The 15,536-nt window shown below is 73.3% G+C and carries 8 protein-coding genes; 3 read left to right on the plus strand and 5 right to left on the minus strand.

The window, feature by feature from the left end; all coding sequences use genetic code 11:
- Positions 1 to 38: 38 nt before the first annotated feature.
- Positions 39 to 2,306: an ATP-binding cassette domain-containing protein gene (locus ABT122_RS00225; protein ID WP_351542861.1), complete on the minus strand. Its 2,268-nt coding sequence runs from the start codon at positions 2,304 to 2,306 to the stop codon at positions 39 to 41.
- Positions 2,307 to 2,416: 110 nt separating this feature from the next.
- Here ABT122_RS00225 and ABT122_RS00230 point away from each other — a divergent pair, with 110 nt between their 5' ends.
- Positions 2,417 to 2,836 carry an SRPBCC family protein gene (locus ABT122_RS00230; protein WP_351542863.1) on the plus strand — a complete coding sequence of 140 codons (420 nt, stop codon included), beginning with the start codon at positions 2,417 to 2,419 and terminating at the stop codon, positions 2,834 to 2,836.
- 35 nt (positions 2,837 to 2,871) lie between these two features.
- Here the strand turns inward: ABT122_RS00230 and ABT122_RS00235 are convergent, their stop codons facing one another.
- Together ABT122_RS00235 and ABT122_RS00240 are read right to left on the minus strand one after the other, a co-directional pair.
- Positions 2,872 to 4,077 carry an MFS transporter gene (locus tag ABT122_RS00235; protein WP_351542865.1) on the minus strand — a complete coding sequence of 402 codons (1,206 nt, stop codon included), beginning with the start codon at positions 4,075 to 4,077 and terminating at the stop codon, positions 2,872 to 2,874.
- A gap of 157 nt (positions 4,078 to 4,234) precedes the next feature.
- Positions 4,235 to 6,064, minus strand: coding sequence for a non-ribosomal peptide synthetase (locus tag ABT122_RS00240; RefSeq protein ID WP_351542868.1), 1,830 nt, complete (start codon positions 6,062 to 6,064; stop codon positions 4,235 to 4,237).
- Between the two features lie 285 nt (positions 6,065 to 6,349).
- On the opposite strand from ABT122_RS00240, the gene ABT122_RS00245 reads away from it, so the two are divergent.
- Positions 6,350 to 8,383 carry an anthranilate synthase family protein gene (locus ABT122_RS00245; protein ID WP_351542871.1) on the plus strand — a complete coding sequence of 678 codons (2,034 nt, stop codon included), beginning with the start codon at positions 6,350 to 6,352 and terminating at the stop codon, positions 8,381 to 8,383.
- A 144-nt stretch (positions 8,384 to 8,527) separates the two neighbouring features.
- A complete protein-coding gene (locus tag ABT122_RS00250; protein ID WP_351542874.1) occupies positions 8,528 to 9,007 on the plus strand; it encodes a MarR family winged helix-turn-helix transcriptional regulator in 480 nt (159 codons plus the stop codon).
- A gap of 125 nt (positions 9,008 to 9,132) precedes the next feature.
- Here the strand turns inward: ABT122_RS00250 and ABT122_RS00255 are convergent, their stop codons facing one another.
- Both ABT122_RS00255 and ABT122_RS00260 read right to left on the minus strand, forming a co-directional pair.
- Entirely contained in the window at positions 9,133 to 10,374 is a 1,242-nt protein-coding gene (locus tag ABT122_RS00255; protein ID WP_351542877.1) for a 3-deoxy-7-phosphoheptulonate synthase, read from the minus strand.
- An 87-nt stretch (positions 10,375 to 10,461) separates the two neighbouring features.
- Positions 10,462 to 15,099 (minus strand): non-ribosomal peptide synthetase, encoded by a 4,638-nt coding sequence (locus ABT122_RS00260; protein ID WP_351542880.1) that lies wholly within the window; start codon positions 15,097 to 15,099, stop codon positions 10,462 to 10,464.
- Positions 15,100 to 15,536 lie beyond the last annotated feature (437 nt).

Here is a 15,536-nt window from a genome sequence, read left to right on the forward strand (position 1 = left end):
GCGTCGTACGGGTGGCAACGGTCCCGGGCCGGTGCGGGTCAGGCCCGGGTGGCGGCTCTGAGGTGCTCGCCGGTGAGGGAGCCCTCGGCGGTGAGCAGCTCGGCCGGGGTGCCCTGGAAGACGACGCGCCCTCCGTGGTGTCCGGCGCCCGGGCCGAGGTCGATGACCCAGTCGGCCGATCTGACGACATCCAGGTCGTGTTCCACGACGACGACGGTGTTGCCGCCGTCCACCAGCCGGCCGAGCAGATCGAGCAGACCCGCCACATCGGCCATGTGCAGTCCGGTGGTCGGTTCGTCGAAGAGGTAGAGGTCGCCCTCCTCGTGGAGGCGGCCCGCGAGCTTCAGCCGCTGCCGCTCCCCGCCGGAGAGGGTGGACAGGGGCTGCCCGAGGGTGAGATAGCCGAGGCCCACGTCCTGGAGGGCGCGCAGCCGGCGCTCCACGGTGCTCTCCGTGAAGAAGTCCAGGGCGTCGTCGGTGGTGAGGCCGAGGACGTCCACGATGGTGTGGCCGTCCAGCCGGTGGGCGAGGGCCTCGGGGCGGTAGCGCAGCCCCTCGCAGGCCTCGCAGGTGACGGTGACGGGGTCGAGGAAGGCCAGGTCGGTCTGGATGACGCCGCGGCCCTTGCACTCGGGGCAGCCGCCGTCGGAGTTGAAGCTGAACAGTCCCGGCCCGACGCCGCCGGCCCGGGCGAACAGCCGTCGCACGGTGTCCATGACGCCGGTGTGGGTGGCGGGGGTGGCACGGGGCGAGATGCCGGTGGACGACTGGTCGACGCTGATGGCCTCGGGGTACTGGGCGGCGAGCGCGCCCGACACCAGGCTGCTCTTGCCGGAGCCGGCGACGCCGGTGACGGCGGTGAGCACTCCGGTGGGCACCTCCACGGTGATGTTCCGCAGATTGTGCAGATCCGCGTCGCGCACCGTGAGGGTGGGCCCGGCGGTGCGGAAGGTCTTCTTCACCCGGGGGCGGCGGCGCAGTTGGCGCCCGGTGACGGTGTCGGCTCTCCGCAGGCCGCCGGGGGTGCCCTGGTAGACGACGGAGCCGCCGTGCGCGCCCGCGCCGGGTCCCAGCTCCACGACATGGTCGGCGGCGGCGATGACGGAGCGGTCGTGCTCGACCACGAGGACGGTGTTGCCCTTGTCGCGCAGGGCGCGCAGCAGTCCGGTGAGCCGGTCGACATCGCGGGGGTGCAGGCCGACGCTGGGCTCGTCGAAGATGTAGATGACGTCGGTGAGGCCGCTGCCGAGGTGGCGGATGGTCTTCAGCCGCTGGCCCTCGCCGCCGGAGACCGTGGAGGACGCCCGGTCGAGGCTGAGGTAGCCGAGTCCGATGTCCTCGATCCGGCGCAGGGTGGCGAGCGCGGCGGAGAGGACCGCCCCCGGCGCGGGGTCGTCGATGGCGTCGAGGACGCGGATGAGTTCGCTGACCTCCATCGCGCAGAGGCCGGCGATGGTGTGGCGGCCGACGCGGGTGCGGAGAGCGGCCTGGTTGAGCCGGGCGCCACCGCACCGGGAGCAGACCTCCTCGCGCACCACGCCGGCGACGGCCCGGCGGTCGCGGTCGCTGAGCGAGTCGGCGTCCCGCTTGAGGTAGCGGCGGTTGAAGCGGGTGAGGACACCCTCGTACTCATTGCGGAAGACACTGTGCCGGGTGCGGCGCTTGACGGAGAAACCGCTGCCGTGCAGGAGGAGTTCGCGTTCCCTGGCGGTGAAGTCGGCGATGGGTTTGTCGGGGTCGAAGAGTCCGGACTCGGCGTAGAGCTGCCACTGCGCGCTGCCGATGGCGAACGAGGGGAAGGTGAGGGCGCCCTCGTTGAGGGTGCGGCTCTCGTCGATGAGCCGGCCGGGCTCGACGCCGATGGTCCGGCCGAGGCCCTCGCAGTCGGGGCACATGCCGCGCGGATCGTTGAAGGAGTAGGCGCTGGACGGGCCGGCGCTCGGCCGTCCGTACCGGGAGAAGAGCACCCGCAGGACGGGGTGGACATCGGTGAGGGTGCCGACCGTGGAGCGCGAGCTGCCGCCGAGGGGTTTCTGGTCGACGACGATCGCCGTGGAGAGATTCTCGATGGCCTCGGCACGGGGCCGTTCGCGGCGGGTGAGCCGGTTGCGGACAAAGGCGGGAAAGGTCTCGTTGAGCTGCCGCTGTGATTCGACCGCGATCGTGTCGAAGACCAGCGAGGACTTCCCCGATCCGGAGAGTCCGGCGAAGACGGTGAGTTTCCCTTTGGGGATGGTCAGGGAGATGTCCTTGAGATTGTTCTCCCGGCCACCTCGTACCACGATGTCGTTGCTGACGGGGCTCATGGCGTGTTCTCCACCTCCGTTTCCCCCGACCCCACCCTATCGCATATGGTTTCTCGACGGCAATCATCCGCACCGGGGTGGCGGCCTTCTCCAGCATCGCGAGGGATTCCATGTGGACGTATGAGCACACCATCACCACCAGTGCCACGCCGGAGGCGGTCTGGGCCTGTTACGAGGACCCGGCGCGCTGGCCCGAATGGGACCGGGAGGTCAGGGAACTGATTCTGGACCGGCCCTTCGCCGCCGGCGCCGGCGGCACGCTGCATCTGCACGAACTGCCTCCGATTCCGATCAGGGTGACCGAGGCGGAGAGGCTCTCCGGATTCCGCACCGAGACCCGTATGGCGGACGGGACCGTCATCCGCTTCGCGCACCGGCTGGCCGGCGAGGCCGGCGGAGCCACCCGGATCACGCACGGGGTGGAGATCGAGGGCCCGTCGGCCGGTGACGCCTTCGGGACCACGGTGGCGGCGCCGGTTCCGGGGACCATGCGGAAACTGGCGGACGTCGCCCGCGCCGGCGACCGGTAACCCTCGGGTACCCGGTCCCCGGCGCGGAACACCGCTCAGCCGGCGGTGCGCTCGGCGGCCCGGTCCACGGGCTCCGCCACCTCCCCGGCGGCGGCGCCGTGCTCCGTACGGCCGCCGAGCACCACCGGCAGGATCGCCAGCAGTCCGGCCACCGCCATCGCGCAGCCGATCCACAGCGGGGAGGTCAGCCCCAGATCCGCGTCGATGGCCAGACCACCCGCCCAGGGGCCGACCACCACTCCGACATTCACCGCCGAGGCGTTGACCGTGGACACCAGCGGCCCCTCGTTGGAGACCTGGATCACCCGGGTGCTCATTACGGGGCTGAGCGGCAGCCCGATCAGCCCGAGCACCGCGACCGCGGCCAGCGTCGCCGCCGGATCGCGCGCCACCAGCGCGAACACCGCCAGCACCACCGCCAGGGCGGCGAAGCCCCAGCCGAGCATCGGCATCATGTACCGGTCGGTGAATCGGCCCATGACCATGTTCCCGATGATCGTGCCGGCCCCGAAGAGCCCGAAGAGCCAGGGCACCGCCGAGGGCGGAAAGCCGGTGACATCGACGAAGATCGGCGAGAAGTAGCTGTTCGCCGCCATGATCGCGCCGATGATCAGGGCATTGGTGCCGTACGCGGCCCAGAGCGGGCCATTGCGGAAGGCCGCCAGCTCCCCCCGGACATCGAGCCGCTCCGCCGCCCCGGTGGCGGGCACGAGACGCGCCACGGCGAGCGCGCTCAGCGCGGCGAGTCCGGCCACCGCCCAGAAGCTGGCCCGCCAGCCGAAGTGCTGGTCGACCAGGGTCGCCGCGGGGAGTCCCACGACATGCGCGACCATCAGACCGCCGAAGAGGGTGGCCAGCGCCCGGCCGCGCCGCTCGGACGGGACCAGCCGCACACTCACCGCGACCGCGATCCCGAAGAACGCCGAGGCGGCGAGCGCCGTGACGATCCGGGCGACGACGAGCACCCAGAACTGCTCGGCCAGCGCGCCGAGCGCCTGCCCGGCCACGAACACGGCGAGCAGACCGGTGAGCGCGGCCTTGCGGGGGACGCGCAGCAGCGCGACCGTCAGCACCGGGCCGCCCACCACCATGCCCAGCGCGTAGACGGAGATCAGATATCCGACGGTGGACACCGAGACACCGAACTCGGCGGAGAGACTGGGCAGCAGGCCCGCGATCATGATCTCCGTCGTGTTGAGACTGAAGACCGCGACCCCGAGCACCGTGATGGCAACAGGCATGAGGACTCCGCTTTCGCTGTCCCGGCCGGCGTCACGCGCGGCCGGGCCGGCCGGGGCGGTGTCCGCCCCGGCCGAGGTGGTCCGAAGGGTTCCCGGCCGGGGCGCGGGAGAGGGAAGGGTCCGCTCGGCGGCCCGGGGCCGGGCGGGTGCCGCGCGGTCACGGGCGGGCGGCGGACCGCAGCTCCTCGATACGCCGCGCCAGCTTCACCGCGCTGTCGTACCGGAAGATCTCCTCCACCGGGATGTCCACGCCGAAGACCGTCCGCAGACCGGCGGCGAGCCGGACGAAGTGGAGCGAGGTTCCGCCCTGCTGGAGGAATCCCTCGTCCGGCGCGCACTCCCGCGTACCGATGACGTCCTGCCAGGTGCGGAGCACCGCGGCGACCAGGGGGCCGGGCGCGCCGTCGCCGTCGCCGCCCCGGGCCGTGGCGGCGGGCCGGGACGGGGCATCGGGGGCGGTCAGCCGGCTCCGGTCGATCTTTCCGTTCACATTCACCGGGAACTCGGTGAGCCGGTGGAAGGCGGACGGGATCATATAGTCCTGCACCGTGTCCCGGAGATGGCCGATGAGGTCGCCGGCGGGCGGGCGGACGCCGTCGCGGGTGGTGTAAAAGGCGATGAGCCGCTTCTGCGAGACCGCGTCGCCGTCCGCCTTGACCACCACCCGGTCGATGTCCGGATGGGCCCTCAGGGCCAGTTCCACCGCTCCGGTCTCCACACGGAAGCCCCGGATCTTGACCATGCCGTCCGCGCGCCCGATGAGCACGATGTCCCCTTCGGCGGTGGTCCTGGCCCGGTCGCCGGTGCGGTAGATCACCCCGCCGTCCGGCCCCGGGCGGCGGACGAACCGCGCCTTCGTCAGCGCTTCGTCGCCGGTGTAGCCGAGGGCGACACCGGCGCCGCCGATGCACAGCTCCCCCGGGGTGCCCGGCGGGCAGGGGCGGAGCTGTTCGTCGAGGACCTCGGCGGTCATCCCGGGCAGCGGCCGGCCGACCGGCACCGGCTCCGTGGGGCTGAGCGCGGCGGGGTCGGTGTGCACCGGGTGGACGGTGACGAGGGAGGAGCCCTCGGTGCATCCGTAGACGTTGTAGACGGCGGCCGGTGTCGCGGCGACGGCCCGGGCCAGATGGCCGGGCGAGGGGAAGTCGCCGCTGACGGTGATGACGCGCACCCCGGCGAGGGCGCGGGGATCGTCGTCGACCAGGAGGTTGAACAGCCCGCAGGGCAGGCTCAGAAAGGTCACACCGTGCCGCTCGACGACCGCCCGCAGCTCCGGCACGGTCGGCACCCCCGGGGGCGGGATCACGAGCCTGGCGCCGTGCAGCAGGCTCTGCCAGATCTCGATGGTCGAGGCCGCGAAGGAGAACGCCGCCTGCTGGAGGAAGCAGTCGTGCTCGGTGATGCGCAGTTCCTCGCTGTGCCCGGCGAGCCGGGCGAGGCCCCGGTGCGCGATGCGGACCCCCTTGGGCGTTCCGGTCGAGCCGGAGGTGAACAGGAGCAGCGCGGGGTCCTCGGGGTCCACCGCCACGTCCGGTCCGCCCGGCTCGCCGGGGCCGGTGCGCGTGTCCCGGGCGGTGAGCCCGCCGGCCGGGACGCCCCGCAGGCCGTCCCCGAAGCCGTCCAGGCTCTCCCCGTCCCGGTGCACCACCAGGGCGAGGCCGGCCTCCCGGGCGACGCGCCGGACCACGGGCCGGGGGTGTGCGGGGTTGAGCGGGACCAGGCAGCCGCCCGCCTTGAGCACCGCCAGCATCACCACGTACAGCTCGATCGAGCGGACCAGGTGGAGGCCCACCCGGTCGCCCGGCGCCACCCCCGCCCGGCGCAGCGCGCGGGCGGCCTCGCCGGAGCGGCGGTCCAGTTCGCCGTACGAGACGCGCTCGTCGCCGTACTCCAGTGCTGTTCTGTCCGCGTGCCGTGCCACCACGTCCGCGAAGACCCCGGTGAGGGTCCCGGCAACGGATACATCCGCCGACAACGCTCCGGGCATTCTCCGACTCCTCTCCATCGCCGCCACTCCCGCCATCGAGGGGCGGAACATCACTCATTCAGATATTTTCCTTGAGGAAACAACCTTGGGAGATATCGACAGCCGATGTCAAGTCCACCCCGGACAGGGCTCCGTTGGCGCGACCACGCATATGCGACACCCACACCCCGGCAGCGAGTCGACAAACAAGAGACCATCTGATTTCCTTATGGAAATCATCACGGGAATCACCTGTACCGGAGAGAGCGCACCCCACCCCGTCCCGCGGATTCCAGGAGGCGTTTCATGACCAGGCCACTCCCCCGCCCGGCCCGGCCCCCGGGCCCCTCGGCCGGTGAACTGATCGGCCGTCTCGTGTCCGGCCCCCGGCCGCCCGCCTTCGCGCTGCTGCGGCGCGCGGCGCCGTCGGCCGGCGGCCGGGCCGGGCCGGTCGAACTGCTGCTGGGCACGGTCACCCGGGCCGACCGGATCGGCGACATCCCGCTCCCCGCCACCGGGACCGGCCCGTCCGCGCTGGCGCTCGTCCCCTTCCGGCAGATCGCCGAACGCGGCTACGCGTGCCACGACGACGCGACCCCGTTGCAGGTCCTGGCGGTGAAGGAGAGCCACACCCTCGATCCCGACGCGCTGCTGGAAGCCCTCCCCCGGGTGCCGGTCCCGCTCCGGGACGCGGCCTTCGACCTCGACGACGACGCCTACGCGGACACCGTGGAACGCATCATGCGGGAGGAGATCGCCCCGGGCACCGGCGCCAACTTCGTCATCCGGCGGGACTTCACCGCCCGCGCCGACGGCTTCGGCCCGGCCGGGGCGCTCACCCTGTTCCGCCGGCTGCTGACCGCCGAGACGGGCGCCTACTGGACCTTCTGCGTCCACACCGGCCCGGCGGCGGACGGCGGCGACGGCCGCACCCTGGTGGGCGCCAGCCCCGAGGCGCATGTGCGGGTGCGGGACGGACAGGTGGTGATGAACCCGATCAGCGGCACCTACCGCTACCCCGCCGCCGGACCGGACACCGAGAGCCTGCTCGCCTTCCTCGACGACCCCAAGGAGCGGGACGAACTCTCCATGGTGGTGGACGAGGAGCTGAAGATGCTCTGCTCCGTCGCCGACCGGGACATCCGGGTGCACGGCCCCTATCTGCGGGAGATGGCCCATCTCGCGCACACCGAGTTCGAGATCCGGGGGCACGGCAGCCGCGATGTCCGCGAGGTGCTGGCCCGCACCATGTTCGCCGCGACCGTCACCGGCAGCCCGCTGGCGAGCGCCTGCCGGGTGATACGCCGGTACGAGCCGTCGGGGCGCGGCTACTACGCGGGCGCGCTGGCGCTGTTCGGCCGGGACTCGGAGGGGGAGCCCTGGCTGGATTCGCCGATTCTGATCCGTACCGCCGACATCTCCCCCGGCGGTGAGCTGCGGGTGTCGGTCGGGGCCACCCTGGTACGGGACTCCGAGCCGCGCTCGGAGGTGGCGGAGACCCACGCCAAGCTCGCGGGGGTGCTCGGCGCGCTCGGTGTCACCGAGCGGCCCGCCCGCACCCGGGGCGCGGAACCGGCCGCCGGGTCGCTGCGCACCCCGGAGGTGCTGGCGGTCCTGGCCGGACGGCGCGGGAACATGGCCCCGTTCTGGCTGGACCCGGCGCGGCGCGCCCCCGGCGAACGGGCGGGCCGGCCCCCGGTGCCCGGGAAGGTGCTGGTGATCGACGCCGAGGACGACTTCACGGCCATGCTGGCGCATGTGCTGCGGTCGGCCGGACTGGTGACACGGGTCCTGCCGTACGACGACCCGGGGCTGGACCGGGCCCTGGACCGGCACCGGGGAGCGGTCGTCCTCGGCCCCGGGCCCGGTGATCCCACCAGCGGTACGGACCTCCGCATCGGCGCGCTGCGGACCCTGGCCGCCGAGCTGCTGGGCCGGGCGCGCTCCGGGGGCGGCCCGCTGGTGGGGGTCTGCCTCGGCTTCCAGCTCGTCTCCGCCGCCCTCGGTCTGCCGGTACACCGCAGCGCACGCCCGCTCCAGGGCGCGCAGCGCACGGTGGACCTGTTCCACGAGCGGGTGACGGCCGGCTTCTACAACTCGTTCTCCGTACGGGCCGACGCGGGGCGGGAACGCGCGCTGCGGGACGAGGGGGTGGAGCTGTCCCGGCACGCGACGACGCGGGAGGTGACGGCGGTCCGCGGGCCGGGCTTCGCCGGGGTGCAGTTCCACCCCGAGTCCGTGCTCAGCCTCTCCGGCCCCCGGACCCTGCTGTGGCTGCTCGGCGAGGCGTGCCGGGCCCGTCCCGGGGCCCCCGCGCCGGAGCGGGCGGCGGCCCGGTGAGCTGAGCCCGGGACGGGGCCGGAGGGGGCGGCGGCGCCCGCCCCCTCCGGCCCCGTCGCGCCGCCCGTGAGCGGGCTCCGGGGCTGACCCCCTGCGGTAAAGTGTTTTCCCTGGGGAAAAGATGTGGGAAGTGGAGTGACAGAGATGACCGGACCGGAGACCGCACCCGCGCCGAGAAGCGGGGCCCCGAGTCTGGAGGACGCACTCTCCTTCCTCCAGTGCGTGCTGGTGGCCCGGCGCACCAGCGCCAGCCCGGAGCCGATCAACTGGCAGCAGTACGACGTGCTGGAGATGCTGCGCATCCGGGGCGCCATGACCCCCTCCCTGCTCAGCGAGTCCCTCGGGGTGTCCCGGCAGACGATCTCCAAGTCGCTCCGGGTGGTGAAGGACCTGGGGCTGGTGGAGCAGGCAGCGCTGGGCGACGACCGGCGCGAGCAGACGACGTCGCTGACGCACGAGGGTCATGTCTTCCTCTCCCGCAGTGCCCGTGGCCGCCGTGAGAACGCGCGGGCGGCGATGGACGCGCTGGGTCCGGATGAACGGGAGGCGTTCGCCGAGATGTGCCAGAGGACGGCGGACGCCATCAAGGGTCTGCTGCACGAGCGCCCGGCCGGCCGGGGCTGACCGGGCCGACCGGGCCGACCGCCACAGGGCCCCGGCCGGACCCCGTACCGCAGGCGGGCGCGCGGGGGCGGGCGCGGCGGTCAGCGCGGCCGGTCCGCGCGCGGTGACCGCCGCGCCGGGGGACGCTACGGGCGCGCCCGCCCCTCGGCGCCCACCCGCTCCCGGGTGGTCTGCTGCCAGTGCGCGGCCACGGCGACGGCCTGCATCAGATTGAGCCTCGGATCGCACAGGGTGCGGTAGCGCGGCCCCCGGACGGGAGTCACCCCGGCCCCCGCGCACTCGGTGATGTCCTGCGGCGAGGACTCGATGTGGAGCCCCGCGCCCACCCCGCCGCCCTCGGACACGGCCGCCAGGAAGCCCCGGATCTCGTTCATGATGTCGTCGAGCCTGCGGACCTTCAGCCCGTCGCCGTCCTGCACGGTGTTGCCGTGCATGGGGTCGCACATCCACAGCACCGGGTGGCCGGCCCTGCGCACGGCCCGCACCAGGGGGGCCAGCAGCCCCACCCGGGCGGCGCCGAAGCGCGGGACGAGCGTCAGCCGGCCCGGGGCGCGGTGCGGGTCGAGCAGCGCGCACAGCTCCCGCAACTCCCCGGCGGTGGTGTCCGGGCCCACCTTGCACGCCACCGGGTTCTCCAGCTCGGCCAGCAGCCGGACATGGGCGCCGCCGGGCTGCCGGGTGCGCTCGCCGATCCACGGCCAGTGGGTGGAGGCCAGATAGTGGCCGCCATCGCCGGTCGGCCGGACCAGCGGCCCCTCGTAGTCGAGGAGCAGCGCCTCGTGGCTGGTCCAGATCCGCTCCAGCGGGTCGGCACCGGCCCCCCGGCCGAGGGTGTCGAGCGCGCGGTGGACGCGGGCGGCGGCCGTGCGGCACTCCAGCATCCGCGCCGGGTCCGCCCGCCGGGCCCGGAGGGTGGGTTCCGGCCCGTTGACGAGGGGCCCCCGGAAGACCGGGAGGCTGACCCCGTCCCTCGTCTCGTACGGCCGGGAGCGCGGTTTGGCGAACTGCCCGGCGAGCCTGCCCACCCGGACGACGGGGCGGTCAGCGCCGACCCGCATGATGTCGCCGAGCACATCCAGCATCCCGGCCTTGAGCGCCACATCGGACTCGGCCGACTCGGCCGGGTCCTCGGCGCAGTCGCCGGCCTGGAGAAGGCACAGCTCACCGGCGGCGGCCCGGGCCAGCAGCCCGGCGAGCTGCCGTACCTCCGCGAGGCCGACGGGCGCCCTGGCCCGCGTCAGCCGGGCGCGCACGGACGCGGCGCGCTCGGGTTCCGGCCAGTCGGGCTGCTGCCGCGCGGGCAGCGCCAGGGCGCGGTCCACCTCGGTTCGGGTGGGACGGACTCCGGTCGGGACACGGTCGGTCACAGTCGTTCCCCATCTTCTTGAGGTCCCGGACACCGCCGTGGGGCGGTACCGGCTCGGCGCCGCGCGGCGTCGGCCGCGCGGCGGGGTTCAGTCGAGCTCGCCGGTCTCCCGGAAGAAGCCGATCATCCTGGCCACGGCCGCCGCGTCGATGGGCGGGCACTCCATCCCGACGGCGCGCAGCGCCCGGACGGTCGCGCCGTTGGCGTAGGTGTTCCCGCCCAGCTCCAGCGCTCCCTCGCGGAAGAGGGGCACCGCGGCGGCGAGAGCGTTCTGCCCGCCGGCGGCTGCCGACTCCTCCAGGCGGCGGAACCACTCATCGGCGGGCAGGATCTCCAGCGGCCTGCCGCCGCGCCGGATCGCCGTGTGCACGACGTCGAAGGAGACGGGGCGGGGGTGGAACAGATGGAAGGTCTCATCGGGCAGCGCGGTGCGGCGGGAGAGCCGCACCATGGCGCGGCTGACGAAGTCGACCGGCAGCAGATCGGTGGTCATCGTCTCCGGCGGTGGTGCCGAGCCCAGTTGGACGAAGCTCTTGATCTGCCGCCAGAGGAAGTCATCGGCCTGGCAGGCGCCGGTCGCGCTGTCCCCGGCGATCCGGCCGATGCGGTAGAGGGTCACCGGGACGCCCCGTTCGCGGGCCAGCAGGGCCAGCCGTTCGGCGACCCATTTGCTCTGGGTGTAGCCGATGCCCAGGTGCCGGTCGTCCTCCGGGACGCTCTCCTCGGTGATGACGCCCGGGCGGGCGGCCGGGGAGAAGACGGCGATGGTGGAGGCGCAGTGGAGCGGCACCGGGCGTCCGCCGGCCGTGCAGAGTTCCAGCAGGGCCCTCATGCCGTCCACGTTGGCCGCCTTCACGGAGGCGTAGGGGGCGACGAAGTTGATGTGGGCCGCCGCGTGGTAGACGGCTCCGACGCGGGCGGCGAGCGTCTCGTGCGTCCTCTCGTCGAGGCCGAGGCGGGGCGCGGCCAGATCGCCGGGCACCGGTATGACCCGGGGGTCCCCGAGGTCGTGTCCGAGCCGGTAGCGCGCCGCGGACTCGGCGAGCCGGCGCCGTGCGCTCCGCGCGTCGGGGGCGCGGACGAGGCAGTGCACCCGGGCGCCGGTCCGCTCCAGCAGATCCCGCAGCAGATAGGTGCCGAGGAAGCCGGTGGCCCCGGTCAGCAGGACGTCGCCGCTCTCGCGGGTGAGTCCTCCGCTGTCCGCGATCCGCCGGTGCGGCGCGGCGCCGGTCACGGTGTCGGGCAGCCGGATGTCGGCGCGCGGATCGGGTCCCGGCGCGGGCCCGGCCGGACGCCGGCCGCCGGCGGCGCGGTGGGCCTCCACGGTGGCGGCCATCCCGGCGACGGTGGGCCGGGCCAGCAGTTCGCGCAGTCCGATGCCGGCGCCGAAGTCCTTCCTGAGCCGGTGGACGAGCCGGGTCGCCAGGATGGAGTGGCCGCCGAGGGCGAAGAAGTCATCGTGCGCCCCGATGGAGGCGGTCGTCAGCAGTTCGCCCCAGCGGTCGGCGATCTCCCGCTCGACGGGGGTGCGGGGCGGCGCGGAGGCCGTCCGGGCCGTGGGGTCGAACAGGGCGGGCAGCGCCTTGCGGTCGATCTTGCCGCTGGGTGTGGTGGGGATGCGGTCCAGCCGGACGAAGTGGGAGGGCACCATGTAGTCGGGCAGCACCTCGCCGAGGAGCGCGCGCAGGCCGTCGGTGTCGGTGTCCTCCTCTGTGGCGAGGAAGGCGACCAGCCGCTTGTCCCCGCCGTCGAAGGGCACGGCGGCGACGGCGGACGCGGCCACGCACTCCAGACCGTTGAGCGCGGACTCGATCTCGGAGGGTTCGACGCGGTAGCCCCTGATCTTGACCTGGCTGTCCACCCGGCCGAGGTACTCGAAGTCGCCGCCGGCGCCGATCCGGGCGAGGTCCCCGGTGCGGTAGAGCCGCAGCTCGCGGTCGGCGCGGCCGGCCCTGGCGCCCGAGGCGGTCCGGCCGTACCGGAGGAACCTCTTGCGGGTCTCGTCGGGCAGCCCGTTGTAGCCGGGGGAGATCAGTTCGCCCCCGAGGTGGAGTTCACCGGTGACACCGGGCGGCACCAGATTGCCCGCGCCGTCCAGGGCGAGCATCGAGAAGCCGGGGAGCGGGCGGCCGATGGCGGCGGCCTCGGCCCAGCCGCCGGGGTCGGCCGGGAGCCGGTGGGCGGAGACCACATGGGTCTCGGAGGGGCCGTACATGTTCCAGAGCCGGGCCTCGGGGTGGGTCCGGAAGAACTCCCTGATCTGCGGGGAGACCACGAGCTGTTCGCCGGTGGACACGACCTCCCGCAGGGCCTCCAGCCGCACTCCGTCGGCGGTCGCCAGGGCGGCGAGCTGCTGGAGCGCGATGTACGGGAAGTAGGCACGGGCGATGCGCTCACGGGCCATGAACCCGGCGAGCCGGTGCAGGTCCTTCTGGAGCTCCTCCGGTATCAGCACCAGCGTCCCGCCGCCGCAGAGGGTGCCCAGGATCTCCTGGATGGAGACGTCGAAGGAGAGGCTCATGTACTGGAGGGTGCGTTCGCCGGGGCCCACCGCCGTGACGGAGAGCTGGTACTCGACGAGCGCGGCGATGGTGGCGTCGTTCAGCACGACACCCTTGGGGGCGCCGGTGGAGCCGGAGGTGTAGATGACGTAGAACTCGTCGCCGGAGGTCTTGACGGTGCCCGGGTCGGTCGCGGGCCGGGCGTCGGTCTCGGCGGCCCGCTCGTCCAGCGGGAACAGCTCCGGGCCGGCGGGGAGCCGGCCGGCCAGCGCGGTCTCGGTGACCACGAGCCGGACCCGCGCGTCCCGCAGCACATAGCCGGTGCGCTCCTGCGGGTAGGAGGGGTCGATCGGCACATACGCGGCGCCGGACTTGAGGATGCCGAGCAGTCCCACCACCATCTCCGGCGAGCGGCGCAGGAACACACCCACCCTGCTGCCCGCGGCGATGCCCCGGGAGCGCAGCACATGGGCCAGCCGGTTGGCGCGCCGGTCCAGCTCCCGGTAGGTCAGGGTGCGGTCGCCGTGGACGAGCGCGACGGCGTCGGGGGTGCGCGCGGCCCGCTCCCGGAAGCGGTCCATGACGGGCCGCGGCGCGGGCCCGCCGCGGGGCCGGGTGCAGCGGGCGAGCAGCTCGCGCTCCTCCGTGTCGTCCAGCAGCCGGACCTCGCCGAGCGGGGTTCCGGGCCGGTCGGCGAACTGGTTGAGCACGGTGCGCAGATGGCGCCCCACGGCCTCGGCGGTGGTGTGGTGGAACAGGCTCGCGTCGTACTCGACGACACCGCTCAGCCCTCCGTCACCGGTGCGGTCCTCGATGAGCAGGGAGAGGTCGTACTTGGCGCTGTGGCCGGCGTACGGCTCCGTGTCCACGGGCAGACCGAGGCGGTCGAAGAGCCCGCCGTCGCCGTCCGGCATGACGAACAGGGTCTGGAAGACGGGAGGGTGGCTGGTGCTGCGCTCCGGCTCGACGCGCCGGATGATCCGGTCCAGCGGGGCGTGCTTGTGCCGCAGGGACGAGACGACGTCGTCCTTGGCCGACCGCAGCAGCTCCCGCAGCTCGGTGGCGTCCTCGAAGCGGTGCCGGGTGACGATGGTGTGGACGAGGTAGCCGATGACGCCGTGCAGCGCCGGGGTGTCGCGGAGCGAGGCGGGGCTGCCGATGAGGACCTCGGACTGCCGGGTGTACTTGTGCAGCAGGACCGCGTACGCCGACAGCATCAGCATGTAGAGGGTGACACCCTCCTCGGCGGCGCGCCGTCGCAGCCGCTCCGTCAGCTCCGCCGGGAGGATGAACCGGTGGCTGCCGCCCTCGTGGGTGCGGACGGCGGGGCGGGGCTTGTCGAGGGGGAGATCGAGGAGGGGCAGCGGCCCGGCGAGCTTCTCCTGCCAGTACGGGAGCAGGGTTTCCAGGGCGCGTTCGTCCACGGTGCGGCGCTGCCGGTCGACGAACTCGCGGTACTGGACGGGTGCGGGGCGGTCGTCTTCGCCGGGGCCCTCGCGCAGCCGCAGATATCCGGTGAACCAGTCGTCGAGCAGGATGCCGGCGGATGTGGCGTCGAAGACGATGTGGTGCACATTGCACAGCAGCCGGACGCGCTCCCGAGGGTCCACGGCGCAGACGACGCGCACCAGAGGGCCTTCGGCCAGGTCGAAGGGGGTGTCCATGACCCGGCGGACGATCCTGTCGTACTCCTCGTCATCCGTGTACCGCTCGACGGAGAAGTCGGCGCGGGGTTCCCCGGAGATCCGCTGGACGAGTGCGCCGTCCTCCATGGCGAAGGTGGTGCGCAGTGACTCGTGCCGGGCGACGGTGCGGCGCAGCGCCCGTTCCAGGAGTCCGGTGTCGACCGGGAAGCGGGGGCGCAGCACGATCGGTGAGTTGTAGATGGCGGAGTTGGTGACGGACTGGTCGGTGTACCAGAGGCCGGTCTGGCCGTACGAGGCCGGAATCGCACTGTCGTCCCGGGTGTCCGGGGACGGGGGGCCGGCCGGGCCGGGCGGTGCGGCGGCGCGGGCCGGCGGGACGCGTAACTCCTCCACCCGGGCGGCGAGTTCCCCCAAGTCGGGCTGGGCGGCGATCTCCTCGGGGCCGATGTCGACGTCGAGCACGCTGCGCAGCGTGGTCGCGAACTCGGCGATGTGGGTTCCCCGCTCGCCGGCCCGCCCCTCGGCGGTGGCGGGGGCGGGGAAGTCCCCTTTCCCGGCGATTCCTTTCCATATATCCACGACCACAGACTCCAGCGGGCTCGGCATTACCCCACCGCCTTCCGTTTCGATGGTTCGGACACGTTTCGAGCATGGCTTGAGAATTCAGATGGTTTCCAGAAGGAAATCACTATGGCCCGCTCCGTCGAGACGTGTCAAGTCGCCGGCCCTCCGCCCCCCGTGGCGCCTTCCGGGCCCCGCCTCCGGGCCGGCCCCGTGGCCAACTCCCTTGATCCTGAGGGTGGTTCCGCGCACGGTGGCGCCCGGCGCCGCGCGGTCGCCGCGTCGCGGGGGCAGCCAGGCTTCAGGGTTCCCAGGGCGGTGCGGAGTATTCCCGCGACCGCGGCACCTCTCTTGTCACGCGTCGTCGAATTCCCCGGGGAGCACGGAAGACGCCCCCGGTGGAGGATCACATTCCGAACGACGGGGAGAGAGGAGAGGGATGCGAGGGAGGAACC

This window comes from Streptomyces sp. NPDC001985, assembly GCF_040296845.1.
Classification (GTDB): domain Bacteria; phylum Actinomycetota; class Actinomycetes; order Streptomycetales; family Streptomycetaceae; genus Streptomyces.

Excerpts from the sequence above, each read along its gene's own strand:
- ABT122_RS00245 (WP_351542871.1), top strand. The coding sequence starts at position 6,350 with ATGACCAGGCCACTCCCCCGCCCGGCCCGGCCCCCGGGCCCCTCGGCC.
- ABT122_RS00225 (WP_351542861.1), bottom strand. The coding sequence starts at position 2,306 with ATGAGCCCCGTCAGCAACGACATCGTGGTACGAGGTGGCCGGGAGAAC.
- ABT122_RS00250 (WP_351542874.1), top strand. The coding sequence starts at position 8,528 with ATGACCGGACCGGAGACCGCACCCGCGCCGAGAAGCGGGGCCCCGAGT.
- ABT122_RS00230 (WP_351542863.1), top strand. The coding sequence starts at position 2,417 with ATGTGGACGTATGAGCACACCATCACCACCAGTGCCACGCCGGAGGCG.
- ABT122_RS00235 (WP_351542865.1), bottom strand. The coding sequence starts at position 4,077 with ATGCCTGTTGCCATCACGGTGCTCGGGGTCGCGGTCTTCAGTCTCAAC.
- ABT122_RS00240 (WP_351542868.1), bottom strand. The coding sequence starts at position 6,064 with ATGCCCGGAGCGTTGTCGGCGGATGTATCCGTTGCCGGGACCCTCACC.